Source organism: Leucobacter holotrichiae, assembly GCF_055791005.1.
In genome coordinates this window covers 64,705-90,404 of sequence record NZ_JBVUAC010000007.1, presented here as the reverse complement: position 1 = coordinate 90,404, position 25,700 = coordinate 64,705, and the positions used below count along the sequence as shown (strand labels likewise).

The 25,700-nt window shown below is 70.2% G+C and carries 24 protein-coding genes and 1 pseudogene; 20 read left to right on the top strand and 5 right to left on the bottom strand.

Annotated elements, in window-relative coordinates; translation table 11 throughout:
* Positions 1–5 precede the first annotated feature (5 nt).
* A complete protein-coding gene (locus tag AC0KXF_RS10475) occupies positions 6–278 on the bottom strand; it encodes a mycoredoxin (RefSeq protein ID WP_223043050.1) in 273 nt (90 codons plus the stop codon).
* 361 nt (positions 279–639) lie between these two features.
* Between AC0KXF_RS10475 and AC0KXF_RS10470 the strand changes: the two genes are divergently transcribed.
* From AC0KXF_RS10470 to AC0KXF_RS10400, 15 genes and pseudogenes are all read left to right on the top strand, one after another.
* Positions 640–1,989, top strand: a complete 1,350-nt coding sequence (locus AC0KXF_RS10470; protein ID WP_473109125.1) for an anion permease — start codon at positions 640–642, stop codon at positions 1,987–1,989.
* Positions 1,986–2,285 (top strand): hypothetical protein, encoded by a 300-nt coding sequence (locus AC0KXF_RS10465; RefSeq protein ID WP_223043052.1) that lies wholly within the window; start codon positions 1,986–1,988, stop codon positions 2,283–2,285. The genes AC0KXF_RS10470 and AC0KXF_RS10465 overlap by 4 nt, the downstream gene beginning before the upstream one ends.
* A 52-nt stretch (positions 2,286–2,337) precedes the next feature.
* Positions 2,338–3,741, top strand: a complete 1,404-nt coding sequence (locus AC0KXF_RS10460; protein WP_473109124.1) for an aldehyde dehydrogenase family protein — start codon at positions 2,338–2,340, stop codon at positions 3,739–3,741.
* Between the two features lie 46 nt (positions 3,742–3,787).
* Positions 3,788–4,984 carry an AI-2E family transporter gene (locus AC0KXF_RS10455; RefSeq protein WP_473109123.1) on the top strand — a complete coding sequence of 399 codons (1,197 nt, stop codon included), beginning with the start codon at positions 3,788–3,790 and terminating at the stop codon, positions 4,982–4,984.
* Positions 4,981–6,228 (top strand): threonine ammonia-lyase, encoded by a 1,248-nt coding sequence (gene ilvA, locus AC0KXF_RS10450; RefSeq protein WP_473109122.1) that lies wholly within the window; start codon positions 4,981–4,983, stop codon positions 6,226–6,228. The genes AC0KXF_RS10455 and ilvA overlap by 4 nt, the downstream gene beginning before the upstream one ends.
* Positions 6,229–6,493: 265 nt before the next feature.
* A complete protein-coding gene (locus AC0KXF_RS10445) occupies positions 6,494–8,218 on the top strand; it encodes a peptide ABC transporter substrate-binding protein (RefSeq protein WP_473109121.1) in 1,725 nt (574 codons plus the stop codon).
* Positions 8,211–9,179, top strand: coding sequence for an ABC transporter permease (locus AC0KXF_RS10440; protein WP_473109120.1), 969 nt, complete (start codon positions 8,211–8,213; stop codon positions 9,177–9,179). The genes AC0KXF_RS10445 and AC0KXF_RS10440 overlap by 8 nt, the downstream gene beginning before the upstream one ends.
* Positions 9,172–10,077, top strand: coding sequence for an ABC transporter permease (locus AC0KXF_RS10435; RefSeq protein ID WP_473109119.1), 906 nt, complete (start codon positions 9,172–9,174; stop codon positions 10,075–10,077). Before AC0KXF_RS10440 ends, AC0KXF_RS10435 begins: the two co-directional genes overlap by 8 nt.
* On the top strand, positions 10,077–11,090 hold the full coding sequence (locus AC0KXF_RS10430) for an ABC transporter ATP-binding protein (protein ID WP_473109118.1): 1,014 nt from the start codon (positions 10,077–10,079) through the stop codon (positions 11,088–11,090). The genes AC0KXF_RS10435 and AC0KXF_RS10430 overlap by 1 nt, the downstream gene beginning before the upstream one ends.
* Positions 11,087–12,079 carry an ABC transporter ATP-binding protein gene (locus AC0KXF_RS10425; RefSeq protein ID WP_473109117.1) on the top strand — a complete coding sequence of 331 codons (993 nt, stop codon included), beginning with the start codon at positions 11,087–11,089 and terminating at the stop codon, positions 12,077–12,079. Before AC0KXF_RS10430 ends, AC0KXF_RS10425 begins: the two co-directional genes overlap by 4 nt.
* Positions 12,076–13,179 carry a C45 family autoproteolytic acyltransferase/hydolase gene (locus tag AC0KXF_RS10420; RefSeq protein ID WP_473109116.1) on the top strand — a complete coding sequence of 368 codons (1,104 nt, stop codon included), beginning with the start codon at positions 12,076–12,078 and terminating at the stop codon, positions 13,177–13,179. The genes AC0KXF_RS10425 and AC0KXF_RS10420 overlap by 4 nt, the downstream gene beginning before the upstream one ends.
* 47 nt (positions 13,180–13,226) lie before the next feature.
* Positions 13,227–14,090: an alpha/beta hydrolase family protein gene (locus tag AC0KXF_RS10415; protein WP_473109115.1), complete on the top strand. Its 864-nt coding sequence runs from the start codon at positions 13,227–13,229 to the stop codon at positions 14,088–14,090.
* Positions 14,083–14,994 carry a MurR/RpiR family transcriptional regulator gene (locus AC0KXF_RS10410; protein ID WP_473109114.1) on the top strand — a complete coding sequence of 304 codons (912 nt, stop codon included), beginning with the start codon at positions 14,083–14,085 and terminating at the stop codon, positions 14,992–14,994. Before AC0KXF_RS10415 ends, AC0KXF_RS10410 begins: the two co-directional genes overlap by 8 nt.
* Positions 14,995–15,206: 212 nt before the next feature.
* Positions 15,207–16,010, top strand: a pseudogene (locus AC0KXF_RS10405) (DegT/DnrJ/EryC1/StrS family aminotransferase); the annotation flags it as partial.
* A gap of 82 nt (positions 16,011–16,092) precedes the next feature.
* The gene (locus tag AC0KXF_RS10400; RefSeq protein WP_473110102.1) at positions 16,093–16,641 is read left to right on the top strand and encodes an Orn/Lys/Arg family decarboxylase; all 549 of its coding nucleotides are present in this window, start codon (positions 16,093–16,095) and stop codon (positions 16,639–16,641) included.
* A gap of 18 nt (positions 16,642–16,659) precedes the next feature.
* On the opposite strand, the gene AC0KXF_RS10395 is transcribed toward AC0KXF_RS10400, so the two are convergent.
* Entirely contained in the window at positions 16,660–17,448 is a 789-nt protein-coding gene (locus tag AC0KXF_RS10395; RefSeq protein ID WP_473109113.1) for a nitrilase-related carbon-nitrogen hydrolase, read from the bottom strand.
* Positions 17,445–18,503, bottom strand: coding sequence for a hypothetical protein (locus tag AC0KXF_RS10390; protein WP_473109112.1), 1,059 nt, complete (start codon positions 18,501–18,503; stop codon positions 17,445–17,447). Before AC0KXF_RS10390 ends, AC0KXF_RS10395 begins: the two co-directional genes overlap by 4 nt.
* A 54-nt stretch (positions 18,504–18,557) precedes the next feature.
* Here AC0KXF_RS10390 and AC0KXF_RS10385 point away from each other — a divergent pair, with 54 nt between their 5' ends.
* Positions 18,558–19,235 carry an FMN-binding negative transcriptional regulator gene (locus AC0KXF_RS10385; protein ID WP_473109111.1) on the top strand — a complete coding sequence of 226 codons (678 nt, stop codon included), beginning with the start codon at positions 18,558–18,560 and terminating at the stop codon, positions 19,233–19,235.
* Between the two features lie 19 nt (positions 19,236–19,254).
* Here the strand turns inward: AC0KXF_RS10385 and AC0KXF_RS10380 are convergent, their stop codons facing one another.
* Complete coding sequence (locus AC0KXF_RS10380) at positions 19,255–19,917, bottom strand: TetR/AcrR family transcriptional regulator (protein WP_473109110.1); 663 nt, start codon at positions 19,915–19,917, stop codon at positions 19,255–19,257.
* Between the two features lie 66 nt (positions 19,918–19,983).
* Between AC0KXF_RS10380 and AC0KXF_RS10375 the strand changes: the two genes are divergently transcribed.
* Genes AC0KXF_RS10375 through AC0KXF_RS10365 form a run of 3 tightly spaced genes read left to right on the top strand, consistent with a single transcriptional unit; the run spans position 19,984 to position 23,168 of the window.
* Entirely contained in the window at positions 19,984–21,375 is a 1,392-nt protein-coding gene (locus AC0KXF_RS10375) for an amidase (protein ID WP_473109109.1), read from the top strand.
* 13 nt (positions 21,376–21,388) lie between these two features.
* A complete protein-coding gene (locus AC0KXF_RS10370; protein WP_473109108.1) occupies positions 21,389–21,565 on the top strand; it encodes a hypothetical protein in 177 nt (58 codons plus the stop codon).
* A gap of 16 nt (positions 21,566–21,581) precedes the next feature.
* Positions 21,582–23,168, top strand: coding sequence for an AMP-binding protein (locus tag AC0KXF_RS10365; protein ID WP_473109107.1), 1,587 nt, complete (start codon positions 21,582–21,584; stop codon positions 23,166–23,168).
* A gap of 3 nt (positions 23,169–23,171) precedes the next feature.
* Here AC0KXF_RS10365 and AC0KXF_RS10360 read toward each other — a convergent pair whose 3' ends face one another.
* Entirely contained in the window at positions 23,172–23,777 is a 606-nt protein-coding gene (locus AC0KXF_RS10360; RefSeq protein ID WP_473109106.1) for a TetR/AcrR family transcriptional regulator, read from the bottom strand.
* A gap of 158 nt (positions 23,778–23,935) precedes the next feature.
* Between AC0KXF_RS10360 and AC0KXF_RS10355 the strand changes: the two genes are divergently transcribed.
* Complete coding sequence (locus AC0KXF_RS10355; RefSeq protein WP_473109105.1) at positions 23,936–25,651, top strand: amidohydrolase; 1,716 nt, start codon at positions 23,936–23,938, stop codon at positions 25,649–25,651.
* Positions 25,652–25,700: the final 49 nt, after the last annotated feature.

The window sequence follows — 25,700 nt, the reverse complement described above, 5'->3', positions numbered from 1 at the left end:
GCGGGTTACAGCCCGAGCGCGGCCTTGACGTCGTTCAGCGACGGGTTCGTTGCGGTGGAGCCGTCGGGGTAGACGACCGTGGGCACGGTCTGGTTGCCGCCGTTGACCTGCTCGACCAGCTCGGGGGTGCCGGGGGTGCGCTCGATGTCGACCTCGGTGTAGCCGATGCCGCTCTTGTCGAGCATGAGCTTGAGGCTCCTGCAGTAGCCGCACCACTCGGTCGAGAACATCGTGATGGTGCCGGTCTCGGGTACGAAGTCGCTCAGTGCCGCGCTCATGCTCTCTCCTCGGTCGTACGGATGCGATCCTGCCCCACACTACTCGCCCCGCCTCCGTTGGCTCCCCGCCGTAATGCGGAGTCCCGTATTGCTGCTTCACGCGATGGGGAAGCAGCAGGATGGGACTCCGCGCTGACTGGGCGTTGGCCTCGTGAGCGCGGCGGTGCGGCCTCGGAGACGCCTCTTTCGAACGTCAGGTAAACGGCCGGTGAACTTCGGCGTCTGGCTTGACCTGTGGGGGGGTGAGGTGCAACCATGATGTACGGCGCGCGCGGGGCGCTGGTGGACGCGAACGAATTGTGAACATCGTGTGTCTTCGCGGGTGATCCAAGCACCGCAAGCTCCCGAACGAAAGACGCCGGTGGAACTCACTCTCATCGTGCTGCTGGTCATCGTGCTGGCACTCTTCTTCGACTTCACCAATGGCTTTCACGACACCGCGAACGCCATGGCCACGCCCATCGCGACCGGCGCTCTCAAACCGAAGACCGCTGTGCTGCTGGCGGCGATCCTCAACCTCGTGGGCGCCTTCCTCTCTACGGAGGTCGCCAAGACCATCTCGGGCGGGCTGATCAACGAGGGCGACGGCGGGGTGCTCATCACCCCCGAGATGATCTTCGCCGGGCTCATCGGCGCCATCGTTTGGAACCTGCTGACCTGGCTCTACGGGCTCCCGTCGAGCTCGTCGCACGCGCTCTTCGGCGGACTGATCGGCGCGGCGATCGTCGGCGCGGGCATCTCCGCGGTCAACGGGGGCGTCTTCCTGTCGAAGATCTTGATCCCGATGCTGGCCGCGCCCTTGACCGCCGGCATCGTCGCCTTCACCGCGACCCGCGTCGCCTACGCCATCACGCGCCGTCACGATGGCAAGAAGGACGGCCGCGGCCGCTTCCGCTACGCGCAGATCGCCTCGTCGTCGCTCATCGCCCTGGCGCACGGCACCAATGACGCGCAGAAGACCATGGGCGTCATCACGCTCACGCTCGTCGCCGCGAACCTGCAGGATCCCGGCACCGGCCCGCACATCTGGGTGATCACGGCGTGCGCGTTCGCGATCGCGCTCGGCACCTACTCGGGCGGCTGGCGCATCATCCGCACGCTCGGCGCGGGCCTGACCCAGGTCAAGCCCGCGCAGGGCTTCGCCGCCGAGACGAGCACCGCCGCCACGATCCTGGCCTCGAGCCACCTGGGCTTCGCCCTTTCGACCACGCAGGTCGCCTCCGGCTCCGTGATCGGCTCCGGTCTCGGACGCCGCGGTTCGAGCGTGCGCTGGCGCGCGGTCGGGCGCATCAGCCTCGGCTGGCTCTTCACACTGCCCGCATCGGGCGTGGTCGCCGCGATCGCCGCGCTCATCGCGCACATCGGCCCGGCCGGCATCGTCATCGACGCCGTGCTCGGCTTCGGCTTCATCCTCTTCATCTTCTGGCGCTCGCGCCGCAACAAGGTGGATCACTCCAACGCGATCCCCGTGCCCGACGTCGCCGAGGCCGGTTATGCCGTCCGAGTGAAGAAGGGCAAGATCAAGAAGGTCAAGACCAAGACGGGCACGATCCCGCCCCTCACTCCGGTCGCCCAGTCCGCCGTGCGCGACGACATCGCCGCCCGCGAAGCGTTGAAGGCGGCGAAGGAGGCCGCTGCGGCCGAGAAAGAGGCCGACGCCGCCGGAGTAGCCTCGGATCGGGACCGTGCGGACCGGAAGGATGAGCGATGAGCATCGACTGGATGGCCTTTCTGATCGTCTTCGCTTCGGCACTGCTCTCGGCCGTGTTCGTGGTGGCGCTCTACTCCTTCGGGATCCGCTTCCTCGCGACGCCCCCGCCCCGGGTGCGGCGCGCCGACGGGAGCTTCGAACCCGACGGCCCCTCGCGGGACGACGAGGACGACGATGTGGACGATCTGGGCCGGCCGCGCTGGGCCACGGTGGCCGCCTACGCCTGCTTCTCCCTCTCGGGTCTTGCGGTGCTGGTCGGGATCTTCCTGATCGTGCCCGCGCTGCACTTCTGGTGAGGCCGCGGCGGCCCTGACCGTGCATGTCAGCGGCCGAGAGTAGCCTTGGCGCATGAACGACATCGAGGTGGATCGGATCGCCGGGATCGTGGCCGGCTTGCGGCACGGCTTCGCGCGAGGAGTCACGCGCCCCGAGGCTTGGCGGCGTGAGATGCTGCGGCGTCTGCGCGCGCTGCTGATGGAGCGCGGTGCGGAGTTCGAGGCGGCCCTCCGTCAGGATCTCGGCAAATCGGGTGCGGAGGCGCAGCTCACCGAGATCGGCTTTCTGATCGCGGAGATAGACCACGCGCTCGTCGGCCTGCGCGGATGGATGCGTCCTCGAAGGGTCGGCGTGCCTCTCGCCGTGCAACCCGCTTCGGCCCGGGTCGTACCGGAGCCCGTCGGGGTCGCGCTCGTCATCGCGCCCTGGAACTATCCGCTCATGCTCGCGCTGTCCCCGGTGGTCGGCGCGATCGCGGCGGGCAACGCGGTAGTGATCAAACCGAGCGAGCTCGCGCCGGCGACGTCGCACCTCATCGCGAGCACGGTTCCAGACGCGCTCGATCGCCGCGCGGTCGCCGTGGTCGAGGGCGGCGTGCCCCAGACCACCGCGCTGCTCGAGCAGCGGTTCGACCACATCTTCTACACGGGCAACGGGCGCGTGGGCCGCATCGTCGCCCGCGCCGCGGCCGAGCATCTGACCCCGACCACACTCGAACTGGGCGGCAAATCGCCCGTCTACGTCGACGACTCGGTGGATCTGCCGCAGGCCGCGATGCGGATCGCCTGGGGCAAGTTCATGAACGCGGGTCAGACCTGCGTCGCCCCCGACTACGTGCTGGGCAGCCCACCGGTGCTCCGCACGCTCGGCCCGTTGCTCGCCGAGGCGATCCACCACCTCTACGGCAGCGCCCCCGACCGCAATCCCGACTACGGGCGGATCGTGAACGACGCGCAGTTCGAGCGGCTCATCGGCTATCTGAGCGACGGAGAGGTGCTCGTCGGCGGTGGTCACGATGCCGCCGCCCGTTTCATCGAACCGACGGTGCTGCTCGGCGTGGCACGGGACGCCGCCGTGATGCGCGACGAGATATTCGGCCCGATCCTGCCCCTGGTCGAGGTCTCCGACCTCGACGATGCGCTCGCCTTCGTCGCCGCCCGCGACAAGCCGCTCGCGGCCTACGTCTTCAGCGATTCGGCCGAGGTGCGTGATCGGTGGGAGCGGGAGACCAGCTCGGGGGCTCTCGGGTTCGGGGTGCCGGTGCTGCACCTCGTCGCGCCCGAGCTGCCGTTCGGCGGTGTCGGGGAGAGCGGGACGGGCGCGTATCACGGCGAGCGATCGTTCAGGGTGTTCAGCCACGAGAAGGCCGTGCTCTCGAAACCACTGGCTCCGGACACGCTGGGAGCCACGATCATGCCGCCGTTCACGCCGCAGAAGGAGGCGCTCGTGCGGCGCTGGCTGCGGAGGCTGCTGTGAGCGCTCATATCAATCGGCGCACCCTCGGATCGATAGGATGAGCGCTGTGGAAGAGCCCAGAAGCCGAGACGGCGAGGCCGTGTCAGACGACGCCGCGCACGAGCTCCCGCTCGGCGTGCGGGTCGCGGCAGCCTGGTCCTGGCGCCTGATCCTCATCGGCCTCGCGTGCGCCGGGGTGCTGTGGCTCATCGTGCAGGTGCGCATCATCGTGATCCCGCTGCTCGTGGCGATCCTGCTCACCGCCCTGCTCGCTCCGGTGGTGCAGTGGTTCGAACGACGGGGCGCCCCCCGCTGGCTGGGGGTCATATTCGCTCTCGCGATGTTCGTCGCCGCGGTCTGGATCCTCGTCACCCTCATCGCCACTCAGCTGCGCAGCGGCTTTGGTGACGTTGGGAGGCGCTCCGAAGAGGTGTGGTGGGAGCTGCTGAACTGGGGCGAGGCGACCTTCGGGTTCTCGGCGGCCGAGATCAAGGGGTTCACCGCCCAGCTCATGAAGACGGTCGAGGAGCACCAGTCCGAGATCTGGAACGGGGCCCTCGGCGTCGCCACGACTGCCGGGCAGCTGGTCACCGGCACGCTGCTCACCGTCTTCTCGCTCATCTTCATGCTCATCGACGGCCGACGCATCTGGTTCTGGGTGCTCGGCTTTCTGCCGGCGAGGGCGCACGCCCCGGTCGATGCGGCAGGGCGTGCGGGCTGGGTCTCGGTGGGGCAGTACGTGCGCGTGCAGATCTTCGTGGCGTTCGTGGACGCGGTCGGCATCGGCGCCGGCGCCGCGCTGCTCGGGGTTCCGCTGGCGATCCCGATCGCGGTGCTCGTGTTCCTCGGATCCTTCATCCCGTTCCTCGGCGCCATCACCACGGGCGCACTCGCCGCGTTCATCGCGCTCGTCTACAACGGACCGGTCAACGCGCTCATCATGCTCGGCATCGTGATCCTCGTCAACCAGATCGAGGGACACGTGCTGCAGCCGCTCGTCATGGGCAGCGCCGTCAAGGTGCATCCGCTGGGCGTCGTGCTCGCGGTGTCGACCGGCGCACTGCTCGCGGGCATTCCAGGCGCCCTGTTCGCGGTACCCATCGCGGCCTCGGCCAACTCGATCGTCAACACGTTGGTGCATAGGCAGTGGCATACGGATGCAGATCCCGTCGCCGACTATCACCGGCGTGAGAAAACCTCTCAGCGGGCGCGTCACCGCGCTCGCAACGTCGCGCGCTTGCAGCGCAAGGAAGGACACTCATGAGCGAGGCCGCTCTCACCGCTCCCGCACTCGAAGACTTCGAGCGCGCACTCGAGAACGTGCACCGGGTCACCCAGCGCACGCCCTTCGAATCGTCGCGCTACCTCGCCGAGATCCTCGATGTGCCGCACGTCTACCTGAAGTGCGAGAACTTGCAGCGGACGGGGGCCTACAAGCTGCGCGGAGCGTACAACCGGCTGACGCAGCTCACGGAGGAGGAGCGCGCGCGCGGCGTGGTCGCCGCATCAGCCGGCAACCACGCCCAGGGGGTCGCCTTCGCGGCCCGCGAGCTGGGCATCAAGGCGACGATCTTCATGCCGCTCGGCGTCGCGCTGCCGAAGCTCCAGGCGACGCGGCACTACGGTGCCGAGGTGGTGCTCGAGGGCGAGACCTTCGACGAGACCAATCGCGCCGCTCGGGAGTTCGTCGCTGAGAGCGGGGCGATGTTCATCCCGCCGTTCGACCACCCCGCCGTGATCGAGGGGCAGGGCACCGTCGCGCTCGAGATGCTGCAGCTGCGGCCCGACATCGAGACCATCATCGTGCCCATCGGCGGCGGCGGCCTCATCTCGGGTGTGGCCGTCGCGGCCAAGCAGTGGGCGGAGCGCGAGGGGCGGCAGATACGGGTCATCGGCGTGCAATCGGAGAACGCGGCGCCGTTCAAGCCCTCCATCGAGGCCGGGCACCCCGTCACCGTGCAGACCCGGCCGACCATCGCCGACGGCATCGCGGTCGCGCGGCCGGGCGACCTCACCTTCGAGCTGGTGCGCGATTACGTCGACGAGATCGTGACCGTCAGCGACGACGACATCGCGCGCGCGATCGTCATGCTGCTCGAGCGGGCGAAGCTGGTGGTCGAGCCGGCGGGCGCCGCGGGTGTCGCGGCCATCCTCGCGGGCAAGGCGCGCGCGACGGGTGTGACCGCGTCGATCCTGTCGGGCGGCAACATCGACCCGCTGCTGCTGCAGCGCGTCATCGGCCACGGGCTCGCGGCCTCCGCCCGCTACCTCAAGCTGCGCATCCTGCTCCCCGACGTGCCGGGCCAGCTGGTGCGCACGGCGTCGATCGTCGCCGCGCAGAACGCGAACGTGGTCGAGGTGATCCACACCAGGCACGCGACGGAGCTGCCCGTCAGCGAGGTGGAGCTGGAGCTGCACATCGAGACGCGGGGGCACGAGCACGGCGACGCGGTCGCGCAGGCGCTGCGTGACGCCGGCTACGTCGTGCGGGTCGGCGAGCGGTACTAGACGGAGCCGCGGGGAGTCCTCCCGCACGTAACGGCGGAGACCGCAGCATGCTTGATGGATAGCGCGGGGTGCGGTGCCGTCTGCGCCTCTGTCGCGCTCATCCAGCCTGATCGCGCCGAGCCTGTCCGCGTGCCGAAATGGCGGAACGGAGGCGCGAGCCTCTCGTAGATGTAGTGCTTGTGTGTCGAATGGTCGTTATGTAGCATGTACTACACGCAATACTGCGTACCGTGTACGAACCTCATTTCGACGCAAGGATTCAATGATGAACCCCAGACGACATTCGCGTACCTCTCTGCTCCGCAGGTCCGCCCGGGCAATCGCGGTCGCCGCCGCTGCCGCGCTCGCCGTCGGCATCGCCGCCTGCTCGCCCGCACAGGGGAGCGGCGGTGGATCGGCGGGCGGCCGGGCACTGATCGCACTCGTGCAGGAGCCAGGAGTGATGAACGGCCTCTTCGCGACGCAGAGTGGCGCGGAGCTCTCCCAGGCGCTCGTGCAGGAACCCATGTTCACGATCTCGGAGACCGGCGAGTACGAGCCGTGGCTCGCGAAGGACATTCCCTCGCAGGAGAACGGGCTCATCTCGGAGGACGGCAAGACCGTCACCTTCACGATCAAGGACGGCGTGACCTGGTCGGACGGCGAGGCCTTCACCGCCGAGGACCTCGCCTTCACGATCGAGGCGATCCAGAACCCGGAGTCGGCGACCTTCGCCGACCCGGAGTACGACGTCGTCGAGTCGGCGACCGTCATCGACGACGGGCAGCTCGAGGTCGTCTTCGCGGAGCCGACCCCGTCGTTCCTCAACCTGTTCCGGATCGTCCTCCCGAAGCACGCCTTCGAGTCGCCGGCGATTGCGCAGGACGATCCCCAGGTGCGCCTCCCACTCGGTACGGGTCCGTTTGTGTTCGACGAGTGGAAGTCGGGCGACAGCATCACGCTCGACCGCAACGAGGACTATTGGCTTGATCCCGAGCTGCCGAAGCTCGACGGGGTCACCATCAAGATCTCCCCGGATCGCGAGGCCACGATGAACGCCTTCGTCGCCGGCGAGTTCGACTCAGTGTTCTTCTTCACCGGGGCCGACTTCGAAAACCTCACCGAGCAGGAGGGGAACGGCGCCCCCATCGTCACGAGCATCAGCGACGAGCCGTGGTTCGTCGAGTGGCTGTGGCTCAACCACAGCAATGGCGGCGACGTCAACACACCCCACCCCGTGCTGGGGGATCCCGCCATCCGCGAGGCCATCGACCGCGGCATCGACCGTCAGAGCATCATCGACGACGTTCTCGGCGGTTTCGGCTCGCTGACCGGCAGCTTCAACTACTCCGGCGTCGGCGCGGTGGAAAGTGAACCCGCCGCCTACGACCCGGAGCAAGCGCGCAAGGTGCTCGATGCGGCCGGCTGGGTGGCCGGCTCCGACGGGATCCGCGAGAAGGGCGGCGTGCGCGCCAGTCTCACGTTCCAGACGATTGCGGGAGACCACGTGCGAGAGCTCTACCAGCAGATCATCCAGCAGAACATGGCCGACATCGGCATCGAGCTCGTCATCGAGAACGTCCCCTCGAATCGGCTCTTCGACAGCCGCGACCAGGGCGGGCTCCTGGCGACCGGCGAGTTCGACGTGGCGATGTCCCGCGCCGGATACGCCCCCGACCCCTCGGAGTGGATCTCGCAGTTCACGACGGCCTCTATCCCGAGCGACGACAACCCGGCGGTGGTCTCGACAGCGTTCTGGAGCAGCGCTGAGTTCGACGAGCTCGCCGCGCGCGCGGCGAGCGAGATGGACCCGCAGAAACGAGTCGAGCTGATCGCCGAGCTCGATGCGGTCTTCACCGGAGACCGGGTGGCGATCCCGCTCTACGCGGGCATCAACGGGATGGCCTGGAACTCCCGCCTCACCGGGGTGGATACCTCCTCCTGGTACGGCGGCTGGACCACCGGCGGAATCGCGAACTGGGAGGTCGCCGGAGCGGGAAGCGATGACTAGCTACGTCGTCAGACGCCTGCTCCAGGCGGTGCCGCTCCTCATCGTCATCAGCATCATCGTCTTCGCGCTGCTGCAGATGACCCCCGGCGGACCGCTGTCAGTTGGGGAGGGCGGCACCAACCCATCCACTGCGGCGCAGGTGGCCAAACTGCGCGAGCAGTACGGGCTGAACGATCCGCTGCCGGTCCAGTACCTGCGCTGGGCCGGCGGCGTGATCACCGGCGACTGGGGCGACTCCTTCAAGACCGGCCAGCCGGTGCTGCAGGTGATCGGGGAGCGCGTGTCGGTGACGTTGACGGTCTCGGGTCTCGCCTTCCTCCTGTCGACGGTGCTCGCGCTCGTGATCGGTGTCGTCGCGGCGATCAACCGCCAGTCGCTCTTCGACTACACCACGACCGGGCTCTCCTTCGTCGGCCTCGCGACCCCGAGCTTCTGGTTCGGCCTGATGCTCATCTACGTGTTCTCCTTCCAGCTCGGGCTGCTGCCGGCATCGGGCCTCGAGGATCTGCGCGCGAGCAATTCCGGCCTCGCCGGTCTGGCGGACCGGGCGCGCCACCTGATCCTTCCGGTGACCGTGCTCAGCATGGTCTCCGTCGCGAGCCTCACGCGCTACGTGCGCTCGTCCATGCTCGACGTGCTGGCCCAGGACTACATCCGCACCGCGCGCGGCAGCGGGCTCGCCGAGCGCACCGTGATCGTGGCCCACGCGCTCAAGAACGCGTCGATCCCGGTGGTCACGGTCGTGCTGCTGTCGGTGCCCGAGATCTTCCTGGGCGCCGTCATCACCGAGACCATCTTCGGCCTCCCCGGCATGGGGCGGCTCTTCATCGAGTCGGCGAACGAGCGAGACTATCCGGTCCTCCTCGGGCTGCTGATGATCGCCGCGCTGCTCGTCGTCGTCGCCAATCTCATCGCCGACGTCGTCTACGCGCGGCTCGACCCGAGGATCACCTATGCCTAGTCCCACCACCGGCGCCGTGGGCGCCGCACTCGGAGCCGTCCGGCCCCGCACCGGGCAGTTCACGGGCTTCATCCGCCGCTTCTCCCGGCACCGTCTCGCGGTAGCGGGCGCGCTGACCCTGCTGGTCGTGGTGCTGAGCGTGCTGATCGGCCCCGCCCTCAGTCCTTTCTCGCCCGAGGCCATCGACCTCGCCGCCAAGAACCAGCCCCCATCGCTCGCGCACTGGATGGGCACGGACGAGCTCGGCCGCGACCAGCTCACTCGGATCATGACGGGCGGTCGGCTCACGCTCGCGGTCGCGGCTGCCGCCGTCGCCGCGTCGCTCGCGATCGGGGTGACCGTCGGCGCGATCGCCGGCTACTGCGGCGGGATCATCGACAACCTGCTCATGCGGATCGTGGACGTCTTCTACTCCCTGCCGTCGCTGTTCGTCGTGATCCTGCTGGTCACCCTCGTCGGCCCGAGCTTCGGACCGATCGTGGTGGCGATCGCGCTGTTCAGCTGGATGAACACCGCCCGACTCGTGCGCGCCGCCTGCCTCGCGGAGAAGAAGCAGGAGTTCGTGACCGCGGCGCGCGGCATCGGCGCGGGCAACCTGCGCCTGGCGGCCGTGCACGTGCTGCCCGGGGCGGTCACGCCCATCGTGGTGACCGCGACGCTCGGCATCGCCTCGGCGATCCTCGCGGAGTCGGCCCTCTCGTTTCTCGGCCTGGGCTTCCAGCCGCCGGAGTCGACGTGGGGCGCGCTGCTGCACCAGTCGGTGAAGTCGGTCATCACGCAGGGGCACTGGTGGCGGGGCCTGTTCCCCGGCCTCATGATCTTTCTCGTCGCGCTCGCGGTGAACTACATCGGAGATGGGCTCGGAGACGCGCTCGATCCGAGAAGGAGGCGGAACTGATGGGCGAGCCACTGCTCAGCGTGCGGGATCTGGGGGTCGAATTCCGATCCGAGGGTCGCTCGCTGGTCGCCGTCGACGCGGTGAGCTTCGAGCTCGGCCGCGGCGAGGCGATGGCGATCGTGGGCGAGAGCGGGTCGGGCAAGTCCGTCTCCTCCCTCGCCCTCATGGACCTGCTGCCGACGGCGGGGGTCTCGGTCACGGGGTCGGCCCGCTTCGACGGCGCGGACCTGCTTGATTCCGCGGAGCGCGGGAGGCGATCGACCCGCGGAGACCGGATCTCGATGATCTACCAGGACGCGATGACGGCGCTCAACCCGACGCTCACGATCGGGCGGCAGTTCGCGCTCGTGCTGCGCGCCCACGGCGAGCGCCGCCGCGGCGCCGTGATCGACCGCACCGTCGCGATGCTGGAGCGCGTCGGCATCTCGAACCCGCGCGAGCGGTTGGGCTCCTACCCACATCAGTTCTCCGGCGGGCAGCTGCAGCGGATCATGATCGCGCTCGCGCTCATCTGCGAACCGGAGCTGCTCATCGCCGACGAGCCCACGACGGCGCTCGACGTCACCGTGCAGGCCCAGATCGTGGATCTCGTGATGGGGCTCAAGGACGAGATGGGCATGGCCGTGATCTGGATCACCCACGACCTCAGCGTCATCGCCCGCCTCGTCGACCGCATCGCCGTCATGTACGCGGGGCGGCTCGTGGAGGAGGGACCGGTAGCGGAGGTGCTGCTGCGACCGGCGCACCACTACACGGCCGGGCTCATCGCGTCGCTGCCGCGCATCGACCGTCCCTCGCACCGCCTCCGGCCGATCCCGGGAGGCCTGCCGGCGGTGACCGAGTCGGAGCCGCTCTGCCGCTTCGCCGAGCGCTGCCCGGCGGCGTCGAGCCGGTGCCGCGAGGCGCTGCCGCCGGTCGAGCGGATCGCGCCCGGACACACCGTCTCCTGCGTGCACCCGCTGCGCGCCCCCGATCCCCGCCCGCTCCAGACCGTTTCGAGGGAGGCCTCATGACCGCCGCAGCCCCCGACGTGCTCGTCCGCGTCGACGACGCCGCGAAGGAGTACCCGATCCGCGGCGGGATACTCCGCCGCACCGTCGCCCGGGTGCACGCCGTGTCAGGTGTGTCGCTCGAAGTGCTCCGCGGCGAGACCCTCGGCCTCGTGGGCGAGAGCGGCTCGGGCAAGTCGACGCTGGGCCGCATGCTCGTGCGACTCGAGCTGCCCACGAGCGGCGAGGTGCGCATCGGCGACGCGGATCCCGCGAGACCGCCGACTCGGGCCGAGCGCGCCCGGGCGCAGCTCGTGTTCCAGAATCCCCAGACCGCGCTCAACCCGAGGCTCAGCATCGGCCAGTCGATCGCCGAGCCGCTCCGCGTGCATCGCAGCCTCCCCGCGAGGGCGATCCCCGCCCGCGTGTCCGAGCTGCTCGAGCTGGTGCGGCTGCAGCCCGGGCTCGCGGAGCGGCTGCCGTTCGAGCTCTCGGGCGGGCAGCGCCAGCGCGTGGGGATCGCTCGCGCGCTGGCCTGCGATCCCGAGTTCCTCGTGCTCGACGAGTCGATCGCGTCGCTTGACGTGTCGGTGCAGGCGCAGATCATCAACCTGCTGACCGACCTCCAGCGGGAGCTCGGGCTGAGCTACGTCTTCATCACGCACGACCTGTCGGTCGCCCGTCACGTGAGCGACCGCATCGCGGTGATGTACCTCGGCAGGATCGTCGAGCTGGGGCCTGCGGAGCAGGTCATCCAGCATCCGCAGCACCCCTACACGCGGGCGCTGCGCTCGGCGATCCCCGTCCCCGACCCGACGGTCGACGCCGTGCGCGACCGGATCGTCCTCGGCGGGGAGATCCCGAGCCCGGTCACCCCGCCCAGCGGCTGCAGATTCCGCACCCGCTGCCGCTTCGCCACCGACCGCTGCGCGACGGAGCAGCCCCCGCTCCTGGCGCGCGGGCCGGTCGCTGTCGCCTGCCACCACCTCGAGACCGTACAGGAGTCCTCATGACCGACCGCCTTCCTCGATTCACCTTCTCCGGCACTCCGGAGCAGATGGGGCGCCAGCACGGCCTCCGGTGCCGCGAGCTCGTGCTGCGCCACCTCGCCCTGCTGCGGGAGCGGTTCGAGGTGCTCGGCATCCCCTTCGAGGCCGCCGCCGCCCGTTCGCTGGCGTATCGGGAGCACGTGCGCGCCGTCTCGCCCGATCTCGACCTCGAACTGGCGGGGCTCGCCGCCGGCGCGGGAATCAGCATCGGCGAGGCGTACCTCCTGCAGCTGCGCGCCGAGATCCACGCCGATCTGATGGGGGATCTCGAGGCCTCGAACGAATGCACGACCTTCGCCTTCGAGCCCGCCGCGACCGCGGCGGGCGGCGGCCTCGTGGGGCAGAACGCCGACCTGCCGGCGATGTACCGGGACCTGCTCGTCGTGGCCGAGTTCCGTCCGGATGACGGTCCCTCGATCCTGATGGTGATCCCCGCCGGCCAGATCTCCTACATCGGCATCAACGACGCCGGCCTCGCGGCCTTCGCGAACTTCCTCACCTGCGACGGGTGGCGCACCGGGTACCCGCGGTACCTCTTCACCCGTCTGGCGCTGCAGCAGCGGAGTCTCGACGCGGCCGTCGAGCTGATTGAGTCGCTCGAGCGGGCATCGTCCCGCAACCTCCTGCTGTACGGCGGGGGAGTGTCCGTCGATCTCGAGAACACCCCCAATCAGCTCCTGCGGATCGCCTCGGATGAGGGCCGGCTGTTCCACTCGAACCACTACCTCCTGCCGGATTTCGCGGAGGAGGAGCGGTCCGAGGGGCAGCGTCTCGCGAACTCGCGCATCCGCTACGAGCGCATCACCGAGCTCGCGGCCGGAGCCCCGGCCGAGGAGACCACCGTTCGGCGCGTCGCCGAGATCATGCGCGACCGGCGGGATCCGCTGAACGCGATCTCGGTGGAGCAGGGCGACCGCGATGCGTTCGGCGACTACATGACGGTGTGCGGGGTGATCGCGGAGCCCGAGGCGGGACTGCTCTGGGTCTCGGCGGGACCGCCTTCGCAGCACGCCTACGCCCCCGTCGGCTTCAACGGCACCGAGCTCCCCGAGACCGTCGTGTGACGCCGGGCGGCGACCACGAGAAGACACCACGAGAAAGAAGGAACCCCATGCGCAAGACCCCCGGTCACGGACAGACCCTGAGCTACTACCACTTCGGGCGCACGCCGTTCTTCGCCTCGCAGCTGGATCAGCGGTTCTCCTACTGCCTGGCGATCCCGGAGGGGTACGAGGAGGACGGGAGCGACGAGGTCGACCTCCTCGTGCTGGTGCACGGAACCGAACGGGATCCCGTCGCGTACCGCGACCTCTTCACCCGGTTCGCCAACGAGCACCGCTGCATCGTCATGGCGCCGCTCTTCCCGGTCGGGATCATCGAGCCGGGCGAGCTCAACAACTACAAGTTCCTCGAGTTCCACAGCATCCGCTTCGACGAGATCCTGCTGAGCATGGTGGACGAGGTCGGCGAGCTCTACAGGGTGGACACGGAGCGCTTCATGCTCGGGGGCTTCTCCGGAGGCGGCCACTTCACGCACCGCTTCTACTACCGCCACCCGGAGCGCCTGCACGCCATCTCGATCGGGGCGCCGGGCGTGGTCACCGTGCTCGATGACGAGCTGCCCTGGCCGGCGGGCACCCGGGGTATGGAGGATGCGCTCGGCCGAGGCATCCGCCTCGAGCCGATGCGCGAGGTGATGGTGCAGATGCTCATCGGCGGACTCGACACCGAGACCTGGGAGATCGCGGTGCCGCTGGCGTCGCCGGCCCATATCCCCGGGGTCAACGACGAGACGACGAACCGGCAGCAGAAGATGCGCGCGCTGATCGACAACTTCGCGGAGCACGGCATCGCCAGCGAGCAGGCGATCGTGCCCGGCGTCGGTCATAATGCCTATGAGATGGTGCCGGCCGTGACCGACTTCTTTGCTCGTGCACTCCGCCGCCGCCGCGAGCAGAAAGGATCCCATGCCTGATTCCGAGGATGCCGCCCGCTTCGACGACGCGACATCGCTCTCGGAGCGGGTCGAGGCCCTCGAGCGGAGCCTCAGCCCGACCGAGCATCGCGTAGCGCGGTTTCTCCGCGACAACCCCGAGCACATGATCTTCCTCAGCGCGCAGCGCATCGCGGAGCGGACGAGGACGAGCGATGCCACCGTCGTGCGCACCGCGAAGACCCTCGGTTACTCGGGCCTGAGCGAGCTGAAGCAGCGCGTCGGGAAGGAGGTCTCCGGGCGCACGCACCCGGCGACCCGGCTCGACACCCGGCTGCAGGCGGCGCAGCAGGACAGCGAGCACGACCTGCTCCGGCAGGTGAGCCGGGACGCGGTCGAGCGGATCGAGCAGACCCTCGGATCCGTGGATGCCGCCACGCTCGACGCCGCGGTCGACGTCGTCTTCACCGCCGGCTGCACCTTCACCTTCGGCACGGGCGTCTCGAGCGCTGCCGCGGAGTACGCCGCCAAGAAGTTCTCCCGACTGGGTCTCCACACGCGCCACATCGCCGGAATGGGGTTCGACATCGCCGACGAGCTTATGCAGCTCCGGGAGGGCGACTGCGTCGTGATCTTCTGCCCCGGCCGGCTGTTCCGCGAGATCGAGGTGATCCTCGACCGCTCGGAGCTGCTCGGCGTGCGCACGGTGCTCGTCACCTCGGGCCTTCCACCCGAGGTGCGTGAGCGGATGGACGTGATCGCCGATGTCGCGAGCTCGCCGGGCGGACTGACGGGGGAGCTGTTCTCCTCGCTCGTGGTCATCGACGCCATGCTGCTCGGCCTCGGAGCGCGCGACCGCGAGCGGGCCACGGAGTCCTCGCGCCTGCTCAACGAGACCCGGCGGCTGATCGACTCCCGCAACGGAGGCCGCCGCCGCTACGGTTGAGGGGTCGGTGCCCCGGCTATCGGCACTCGCCCTTCGCCGACTCGCCCGCACGCTCGCCGCGCGCCGGTCGTCCCCGCACATCGAACCCGATCCCGCGCGATCGACGCCACCCCCGAAGGAGCCCCATGACACGCCGCCGCTTCAGCGATGAGGAGCATTGATCGGCTCCCTACGCAGAGGCGCTCGAGCGCTTCGCCGCCGACGCGCCGCTGATGTTCATGGTGCCCGGCCACGCCGCGACCCCGCAGGGGCTGTCGGCTGATCTCGCGGCGTTCTGCGGCGAGCGATCCCTCGCCCTGGACATCCCGCAGCTGGTGGACGGCATCGATGTCGGTCCGCACAGCCCCTTCGCCCGAGCCGAGGCGCTCGCCGCCGACGCGTGGGGAGCCCGGCGCAGCTGGTTCCTCGCGGGAGGCTCATCCCAGGGCAACCGCATGGCGGTGGTCGCCGCGGCGAGCCTGGGGCGGGGCTCTCGCATCGTCGCGCAACGGAGCGCGCACTCGAGTCTCACCGACGGTCTGGTCGCGGCCGGCCTCAGCCCGTCGTTCGTCCAGCCGAGCATCGATCCGGCCCGAGGCATCCACCACGGGATCACGCCGGCTGAGCTCGACGGGGAGCTCACCGCGCTGGAGCAGGTGGAGATCCCTGCCTGCGCCGCGTGCGTGGTCTCGCCCAGCTACTTCGGCGCCGTGAGCGACATCGACGGTCTCTCCGCGGTGGCGCACCGGCACGGCGTTCCGCTGATCGTCGATGCGGCCTGGGGTGCGCACTTCGGCTTCCACCGTGACCTCCCGGAGTTCCCCACGACGCGGGGTGCCGACATCGTTGTCACGAGCACGCACAAGATGGGCGGCAGCCTCAGCCAGTCCGCGATGATCCACCTGGCCGACGGACCCTTCGCGGCTGCGCTCGAGCCCGCGATCGACCGGGCCTACCGGCTCACGCAGACGACGAGCGCGAGCTCGCTGCTGCTCGGGTCGCTCGACGTCGCCCGTCGCGCCCTCGTGACCGGGCAGGGTCTGCTCGGCGAGAGCATCGCGCTCGCGGGTGCACTCAGGGAGTGGGTGCGGGATCGGGACGGGCTCGCCGTGGTGAGCGATGGCTTCGAGGCTTGGCCCGACATCATCGATGTGGACCCGCTCCGTGTCTCGATCGACGTCAGCCGCACCGGCGCAACCGGATACGAGGTGCGCTCGCGCCTGGCGGCCGAGCACCGGATCCTCCTCGAGATCGCGACATCGACCGCGGTCGTCGCGTTCTTCGGGCCGGGCAAGCCGCTGGAGATCGGCAGGCTGGAGCGGGCGCTCGAACTCGTGGCGCGCGGGGGGGGGGAGCGGACGCGGATCCGGCACCGCCGACGGCATGCCGCCCCTGCCGGCGCCGGGCGCCCGCCGCACCGATCCCCGCACCGCCTACTTCGCGCGCACGGAGATCGTGCCGCACGAGCGGGCTGCGGGGCGGGTGTCGGCCGACAGCCTCGCGGCCTATCCGCCGGGCATCCCGAACGTCGTGCCGGGAGAGGAGATCACGTCGGAGACGATCGCGTTCCTGCGCGCGGTCGCGGCTTCCCCGATCGGGTACGTGCGAGGCTCGCTGACCCCGGACGTGGACCGGTTCCGGGTGCTCGCGGAGCCGTCCGGGAGGTGAAGCGATCCGTCCGTGCCGTCAGACGGCGAGCACGGGATCGGCGAACCGCCGGTTGAGCAGCACCGGCAGCGCGGCCCGGGCCTGCCGGATCCGCTCGGGATCCACTCGCGCGACGATCGACTGCCGGCGATCGGCCGCGGCCGCCTCCACGATGCCGAGCGGGTCGACCGCCATGCTCGACCCGCAGTTGCCGGACCCCGCCTCTCCCGCGGCGAGCATGTAGACGGTGTTCTCGAGCGCTCGCGCGGTCACCATGATGCGCCAGTGGTGCTCCTTCAAGGGGCCGCGCACCCACGCGGCCGGCAGGAGGATCGCGTCGGCGCCCGCGACCGCGAGCGCGCGGGCCGCCTCGGGAAAACGGACGTCGTAGCACGTGAGGAGACCGAGGATGATGCCGTCGAGCACGAAGGTCTCCGGCGCACGGGCGCCGGGGGCGACCGTGTCCGACTCCCGCTCGCTAAACGCGTCGTAGAGGTGGAGCTTGTCGTAGCTGTGGATGATCCGCCCGGCGTCGCAGACGATCCCGAGATTCGAGACGCGCCCGTCCTCGGTCAGGATGTGCACGGTCGCGGCGATGGCGACGCCGTGCTCGGACAGCGCGCGCAACCGGGTCACGAAGGGGCCGTCGAGACGCTGCGCACCGGCGGCGGTGGCCGCGGGATCGAGCGGGTCGCGGGAGATGATCCCCTCGGGGAGGAGGAGCAGCCGAGCGCCCTCCGCGACGGCCTCCGCGACGGCCGCTTCGACGACGCGCAGGTTCTCGGCGGGGTCGACGGCGACCTCGAACTGGTGGATGAGGATCTTCATGCGGCGGGGACGCTTTCTGTGAGTGGGGAGCAGGATTCGGACGGCGGGAGCGGTTCGCGGGCGATGGGCGGGTCGTCCGGGACGTCGACCGGGAAGAGCTCGGCGATCGGGACGGGGTCTTCGAGGATGCGCTGACGGACTGCCTCTCCCACGAAGTCCTCGAGCATGGGTCCCTGATGCCGTAGGCCTGGCCGGTGCCAGTCCTCCGGGAGGAAGCGCGCCTCGTCCCAGAAGTCGACGGCCGCCCAGGCCGTGGTCTCGGCGTACTTGCGCCGACGCTCGATCCACCGCCGCCGCGACTCCCGCAGCGCGCGGGAGATCGCGAGGCGGATCTCGGGCCGGCCCCTCTCCTCGAAGGCGAGCACGTGGTGGCCCGGAACGTAGCCGCGCGCGGCCGCCCACGTCCGTTCCGCGGCGCGGGCGTCGGGGAAGAGCGGCCGGAAGCGGGGTGCGGCTCCGTAGAAGTCCGGCGGCATGAAGGGCGTCAGGATCGCGTCGAGCTCGCCGTCGGCGAGCCGGTCGAGCATCGGCTTGCCGCTGATCGCCTCGATCCGGTCCGGGATCCCGTGCCCCTCCAGCCGGTCGGTCTCGGGATGGTTCCCGGTGAGGCGACCGGCGTACCACCGGGCGTCCTCGATCCCGAGCCCGCCGTCGGCACGCGCCGCGCGGGTCCAGATGCTGCCCGAGTCGGCCCAGCCCGTAACGCCGATCCGACCGCCGACCAGCTGCCCGGGAGCGGTGGCGCTCGAGTCCGCGGCGACGATGGTGCAGCGGTGACGGAAGCCCTGCATGAGCAGGTGCGGGAGTGCGACGAAGCCGCGCTCGCCCGCGGCGATCCACCTGGCGTACTGGCTCAGCGATACCTCGCCGCCGGCGTAGCCGCCCGGGGCGAGCAGATCGAGCACGGCCGGGAGACGATCGATCCGCAGTTCGCAGTCCTGCTCGCGGAGCGGCGTGTCGTCGACCTCGCCGAGCACCCAGGGCACCAGCCAATCCCAGCCGCGGAGTGCGATCCGTATTTCCTGCGGCACGCGCTCCTCCGTCCGGCTCGCCATCGTCCCGTCGTTTGGTACAGTGTACGACACGGTTGCGAGAGAGTCGAGGAAGACATGTATCAGCCCCTGGAGTTCCGATCCGACGACCGGGAGTGGGCGCTCGAGCTCATCGCCCGCCACCCCTTCGGCATCCTCTTCGGAAGCGCCGACGGTCGCCTGGATGCGGCGCACCTCCCGTTCCAGGTGATCGAACAGGACGGCGAGCAGGTGCTTGAGGGGCACGGTGCGATCCGGAACGCGTTCCTCACCGGGATCGAGGACGGGGCGCCTGTGCTCGCGGTGTTCCACGGCCCGTCCGCCTACATCACCCCCGGCGTCTACCGGGCGGAACCCGACGTGCCGACCTGGAACTACACGGCGGTGCACGTGCGTGGCATCTACCATCGGCTGCCCGCGGAGGCGAACCCTGGGGTGCTCGAACGGACGGTGCAGCACAACGAGCGCGGCGAGATGGGATCGGGATGGTCGACCGGCAGTATATCGGTTCGGGATCTCGCCTCGCTCGCCCGGGGCGCGGTCTCGTTCCGCATCCGGATCGATGAGCTGGAGGGCGGCCGGAAGCTCAGCCAGGACAAGCTGCGGGAGGACGTCGACGCGGTGGAGGCGCACCTGGATCGCTGCCCGGTCGGCGAGGCGAGGGCCGTGGCCGCGGACATGCGCGAGGCGGGGGTGCGCGGTCGGACCGGGGATCCGAGCACCGATCCCGCGACCTGGCTCGGCCCGCTGCGGTAGTGGCGCTGAGGCGCGTCGGTCAGGCCGCGTCGCGCCGCGCGAACTCCTGCTCGAATCCGAGGATGAACACCTCGAGCCCGCGCTCGAAGTTCTCGGGCGCCCGCAGGCGCTGCAGGGCGCGGGCCCGCTCCGAGCTCGGACGATGGTTCTGCACGACCGAGCGCACGCTCACCGCGAGATAGCCGGTGAGGTATGCGTCGAGCGCGCCGAACACCTCTGCGGCCCGCTCCTCGCTGAGCCCTGTGGCGTGGAACGCGGCGAGGAGGGATTCGAGGTGCGCCGCGACCGGCTCCATCTCGTAGGGGGCGAGGCCGAGCAGCTCGTGCGAGCGCGGGTACTGGAACGCGAGGTCGCGGTAGGTGGCGCACAGCTCGCGGGCGAGCTGCTGCCAGGAGTCGAAACGCTGGGACGCGAGAGCCGGGAGGCGGCTCTTGACGATGAGCGACTCGATGATGGCCTCGATGAGATCTTCGCGCCCGTTGACGTACGAGTAGAGGCTCATGGTGCCGCAGCCCACGGCGGAGGCGAGGTTGCGCATCGAGAGGCGCTCGATGCCCTCCCGCTCGATGAAGTCGATCGCGGTGTCGGTGATTGAGGCGCGTGTGAGCTGCCGGGGCTTCGCGGTCGCCTCCGGGATCGCTTCCGGGGCCGCCGCGGGGGAGAGGTCTTGACATGAGGTCATGCTCGTAGTGTAGTTTCGTACACTGTACGACGCGGCAATGGAGCCCGTCGGAAGGGACACCGAGTCATGCAGGAATACCTGACCGCAGCCGAGGCGACACGCCTCTTCACCGCGCGCGAGCTCTCTCCCGTCGAGTTGCTCGACGGCATCGTGGCGCGGATCGAGGCCGTCGAGCCGCAGATCAACGCCTTCACCGAGGAGCTCAGGGACGAGGCCTACGCAGCCGCTCGAGAATCCGAGCAACGCTTCTCGGCAGGCACCCAGCGCCCGCTCGAGGGCATCCCGCTCGCGCTCAAGGACGAGCAGCCCGTGCGCGGCCTGCTGCAGCAGGACGGCTCCCTGCTCGGGCGCGGCCACGTCGCGGAGCTCACCCACCCGGTCGTCGACCGCGTCCGGGCGGCGGGCGCGGTGGTGCACGCGCGCACCACGACCCCGGAGTTCTGCGCCGCCGTGGTCACCCACACCGAGCTGTGGGGTGTCACGCGCAATCCCTTCAACCGGGAGATGTCGCCGGGCGGCTCCTCGGGGGGCTCGGGGGCCGCGCTCGCCGCCGGCACCACGGTGCTCGCCACGGGATCCGACATCGCCGGCTCGATCCGCATCCCATCGGCCTACTGCGGCACCGTCGGGTTCAAACCTCCCTACGCGCGAGTGCCGGCCATCGCGCCGTTCAACGCCGACACCTACTGCGCCGACGGGCCGATGGGGCGCTCCGTCGCCGACGTCGCCGCGCTGCAGAATGTGATCGCCGGCCGCTGGAGCGGCGACCAGGCGGCGCTGGGCGACGCCCCCGCGCTCGACGCGAAGCCCGGCCGGCTGGAGGGCGTGCGCGTCGCGCTGTGCCTCGCGCTCGGCGACTTCGATCCCGATCCCGCCGTCGTGACGAACACCCTCCGCTTCGGGGATGCGCTGCGCGCAGCGGGCGCGACCGTCGACGAGGTGGAGCTGCCCTGGACGCGGGAGGGGCTCTACGACCTCCTGTGGGCGCACTTCCACGCGATCATGGGCGCGTCGATCGAGGGGCTGCTGCAGGGGGATCCGGCCCGCGAGGCGCAGCTCATGCCCTACACCCGGGCCTTCATCGGGCACGCCTCCCGGCCCCGTCTCGGCTACGTCGAGGGCATCGTCGGCGAGAACGAGTTCTTCCGCCCGCTGGGCGAGCTCTTCGAGCGCTACGACGCGCTCGTGTGCCCCACCACGGCGAACACCGGTTTCACGGCCGACGACCCGTGCACGGACACCATCGCGATGCTCGACGCGATCATGACGACGCCGTTCAACGCCGTCGGCCGGGTCCCGGTGCTGGCCGTGCCTTCGGGCACGGCTCCCAACGGCGTGCCCACGGGGGTGCAGATCGTGGGCCGGCCCTACGACGACCGGGCGGTGTTCCGCATCGGCGCCGCGGCAGAGGCCGAGCTGTCCCTGTGGTCCGGCGCGGATTGGTGGCCCGCTCTCTGAGCGGGAGGCCGGCATGCCCGCATCGGACCAGCTGCTCGGGATCGGGTACCTCGCGGTGCTCACCCGGGGCTTCCGCCGGCCGCCGCCCGGTCCCGGGATCGACCGTCCTGACGCCGTGGCCGGCGCCCCGGCGGGCCCGCTCCACTCCCTCGACCACTCCATCCCGGCGGACGACGCCGTCCGCCCCTGAACCGAAGGATCCACCCGTGTTCGACAGCTCGTACGCCGACGTCGAGATCCCCGACGTTCCCATCCATCAGCTCCTGCTCGGATCGCTGAGCGACGACGAGCGCGCTCTCGTCGCCCTCATTGATCCCGCCACCGGCGCCGAGACCAGCTACGGCGAGCTCGCCGCGCAGGTCGAGGCCTTCGCCGGCGCGCTCGCCGCACGCGGCGCCGGCGTCGGAACGGTCGTGGGGCTCCTCTGCCCCAACATCCCGGCCTTCGCGACCGTGTTCCACGGAGTGCTCAGGCTGGGCGCCACGGTCACGACCGTCAACTCCCTCTACACCGCGGGCGAGATCGAGAAGCAGCTGCTCGACGCGGGCGCGTCGTGGCTCGTCACCGTCTCGCCACTGCTGCCGCAGGCCCGCGCCGCGGCCGCCGCCGCGGGGGTCCCCGAGGAGCGCCTCATCGTGATCGACGGCGCGGAGGGTCACCCGGGCCTGCGGGAATTGCTCGCCGAAGCGCGATCGGCGCCCGAGGTCGCCTTCGATCCGACGCAGCACGTCGCCGTGCTGCCCTACTCCTCGGGTACCACCGGGGCGCCGAAGGGGGTCATGCTCACGCACCGCAACCTCGTGGCCAACGTCTCGCAGTGCCGCGCACTCATCGACGTCCGCAGCAGCGATCGCGTGCTGGCCGTGCTGCCGTTCTTCCACATCTACGGCATGACCGTGCTGCTCAACCTCGCGCTCCGTCAGCGCGCGGCTCTCGTCACCTTGCCGAAGTTCGACCTGGCGGACTTCCTCCGGGTCGTCCAGGACCGCAGGTGCACCTACGTGTTCATCGCGCCGCCCATCGCGGTGGCGCTCGCGAAGCACCCCATGGTCGATCAGTTCGACATCTCGAGCGTGCGCGTGCTGCTCTCGGGGGCGGCGCCGCTCGACGGCGAGACCGGGGAGGCCGCGGCACGACGGCTCAACGCCCGCATGCTCCAGGGCTACGGCATGACGGAGATGAGCCCGGTCTCGCACGTGATCCCGCCCGACCGGCACGACATCCCGGTCAGCTCGATCGGGGTGCTGCTGCCGAATCAGCAGGCGAAGCTCGTCGACGTGGAGACTGGCGAGGAGATCCCGGCCGCGGAAGCGGGGCAGAGCCGGCCCGGCGAACTCTGGGTGCGGGGCCCCAACGTCATGGCCGGCTATCTGAACCGGCCCGATGCCACGGCCGAGATCCTCGACTCCGACGGCTTCCTGCATACGGGCGACGTCGCCGTCCACCACGGGGCCGGCCATTTCTCCGTCGTCGACCGGGTGAAGGAGCTCATCAAGTACAAGGGCTACCAGATCGCCCCGGCCGAGCTCGAGGCGCTGCTGCTGTCGCACCCCGCCGTGATGGACGCCGCGTGCATCGGCGTACTCGACGAGGATCGGCAGGAGATCCCCCAGGCGTTCGTCGTGGCGGCCTCCGGCTCGGGGCTGACCGCCGAGGAGGTCATGGAGTTCGTGGCGGACCGCGTCGCACCGTATAAGAAGGTGCGGCGCGTCGAGTTCGTCGACGCGATCCCGAAGTCGAGCGCGGGCAAGATCCTGCGCCGCGAGCTGCGAGAGCGGGTGGCTGCCTCCTGAGGGCTACGCGACCGGGAGGTCGACGGCGCAGGACTGCGCCGCGTAGAGGCGTATCGCACGCCGCGCGTCGTCGAGGGTGATGCTGCCGCCGGCGACGATGTGCAGACCGTACGCGTCCTCGAGGGCGACGAAGTTCATCGCGATGTCCTCCAGCGGACCCGCGAGCGTGAACTCGCCGGCTGCGACGCCCTCGGCGAGGATGCCACGATAGAGGTCGAGCTGCTCGCGGTAGAGCTGCTGCACGAGCTCGTCGTGCAGCGGCGACTTGCCGGCGAGCACGTCGAACTCGTAGAGCAGTCGCATGAGGGCATCGTCCGGCCCCTCGGGCAACCCGGCCTCGATGGCCGTCGCGAGCTTCGCCGCGGCGCCCTCCTGCTGCGCCACGAGTTGTGCGCGCTCCGAGCCGACGCGCTCCATGCCCGCGGCGTGGGCCTCGACGAGGATCGCCTCGAGATCGTCGTAGTAGTAGAGCAGTGCGCCGCGGGTGACCCCGGCCTGGTTGGCGACGTCGGTCAGCGAGAGGTTGCGCAGGCCGTGCTCGGCGGCCGCGGCGAGCGCGGCGTCGACCACTTCGCGTCGGCGCTGCTTCTGGGTGCTGGGGCGTGCCATGCCTGCCAGTATGCCAGGCCCGGGCGAGGTGCCCCGGCCCGGGGCCCGGCCTGAAACCAGGTTTCTTGACATTTGAGTAAATTAATTTACTCTGGAGTGAAAGAACTCGTCAGTGAGGCCGTGGCGACACCGGCCGAGCCGAACAGGCAGGAGATGACATGGCCGTCGACACCCTCTTCACCGGTGGCAGGATCCGCACCTTCGACCCCGAGCAGCCCTGGGCCGAGGCCCTCGGGATCACCGGGGACCGGATCAGCTACGTGGGATCCGCCGCAGACGCTCCCGCCGCCCGCCGCACCGTGCAGCTCGAGGGTCGCCTGCTCACGCCCGGCGTCGCGGACACCCACAACCACCTGCTGCTGGGCTTCGACGACCTCGCGGTCAGCCTCGACCAGGTGACGAGCCTCGACGTCGTGCGCGCCCGTATCGCCGAGTTCGCCGAGACCCACCCCGAACTCGAATGGATCTGCGCCGAGAACGCGCTCTACTCGGTCGTCGAGGGCCGCCGCCCCAACGCCGACGATCTCGTGGGCGTCACCGACAAGCCCGTCTTCATCACCACGTACGATCAGCATTCCGTCTGGCTCAACCGGCCCGCGCTCGCGAAGCTCGGCATCCTGAACGGCGGAGACATCGCCTGGGGCAACCCCGAGATCGACGCGACCACGGGCGAGCCCACCGGCTGGGTCACCGACTTCTACACGAGCGCCATGACGATCGACGGCCTGGCGGAGCTGCAGCGAGACATCCCCATGTACTCGCCCGATCGCCGCTACGCGAAGATCGCGAACAGCCTCGACATGGCGGCGCGCTTCGGCATCACGACCGTCGTCGAGCCGCAGGTGCCGCTCGCCGAGCTCGACCTCTTCGCCCGCGCCGAGCGCGAGGGACGCCTCACGAGCCGCACCATCGCGGCGATCTACCATCCGGTGGGCGCCGACGGCGACTTCCGCGCCCGCATCACCGAGGCGATCCGCGAGACGCCGCAGCACGAGCGCTTCAAACTCGGCCCCGTCAAGCTCTACGCCGACGACGTGATCGAGCCCCACACCGCCGCCATGCTGCAGGACTACGCCAACCGCCCCGGGCACCGCGGCCACACGAGCCTCGAGCCGACCGAGTTCACCAAGCTCTTCATCGAGCTCGACCGTCTCGGCTACCAGGTGCACACGCACGCGACCGGCGACTGGGGGATCCAGCTCACCCTCGACTCGATCGAGGCCGCGCAGCGCGCCAACGGACGAGTCGACACCCGCCACGGCATCGTGCACGTCGAGTGCCTCGCCCCCGAGGATCTCCCGCGCTTCCGCGCTCTCGGCGTCGTCGCCGCGATGCAGCCGCGCCATGCGTCCCCCGATCTCGTCGCCGGGACCTGGATGGAGAACGTGGGGGAGGCCCGCTGGGATCGCGCCTGGCGCTTCCGCTCCATGATCGAGTCGGGTGCGCGCGTCACCTTCTCGAGCGACTGGCAGGTCGGCGAGATGGATCCGCTCGTGGGCGTCTACAGCGCGATGACCCGCGCGGGCCTCGACGGGTCGCAGGCATGGACGCAGGGCGAGCGCGTCGGGCTCGACGCCACGCTCGAGGCGTACACGAGGGGCGGCGCGGAGGCGTTCCACCACGAGAACGCGCTCGGCATGCTGCGCGAGGGCTACCTGGCCGACGTGGTGGTGTGGTCGGGCGACCTCTACGGCATGGAGCCCGCCGAGATCCTCGAGCAGCGCGCCGACCTCACGGTCGTCGGCGGAGCCGCGATCCACGACGTCCGGGGCGAGCTCGGCGGTGCGGAGGCCGCGGCGAACGTGCAGGATCCGGCCGGGGCCGGGCAGAGCTGCACCGAGCCCGACGACAGCCACCACTGCCACAGCCACTGATCCAACCCCGCCATCCCGCGGCCGCGGATCGCACGATCCGCACCGGTCG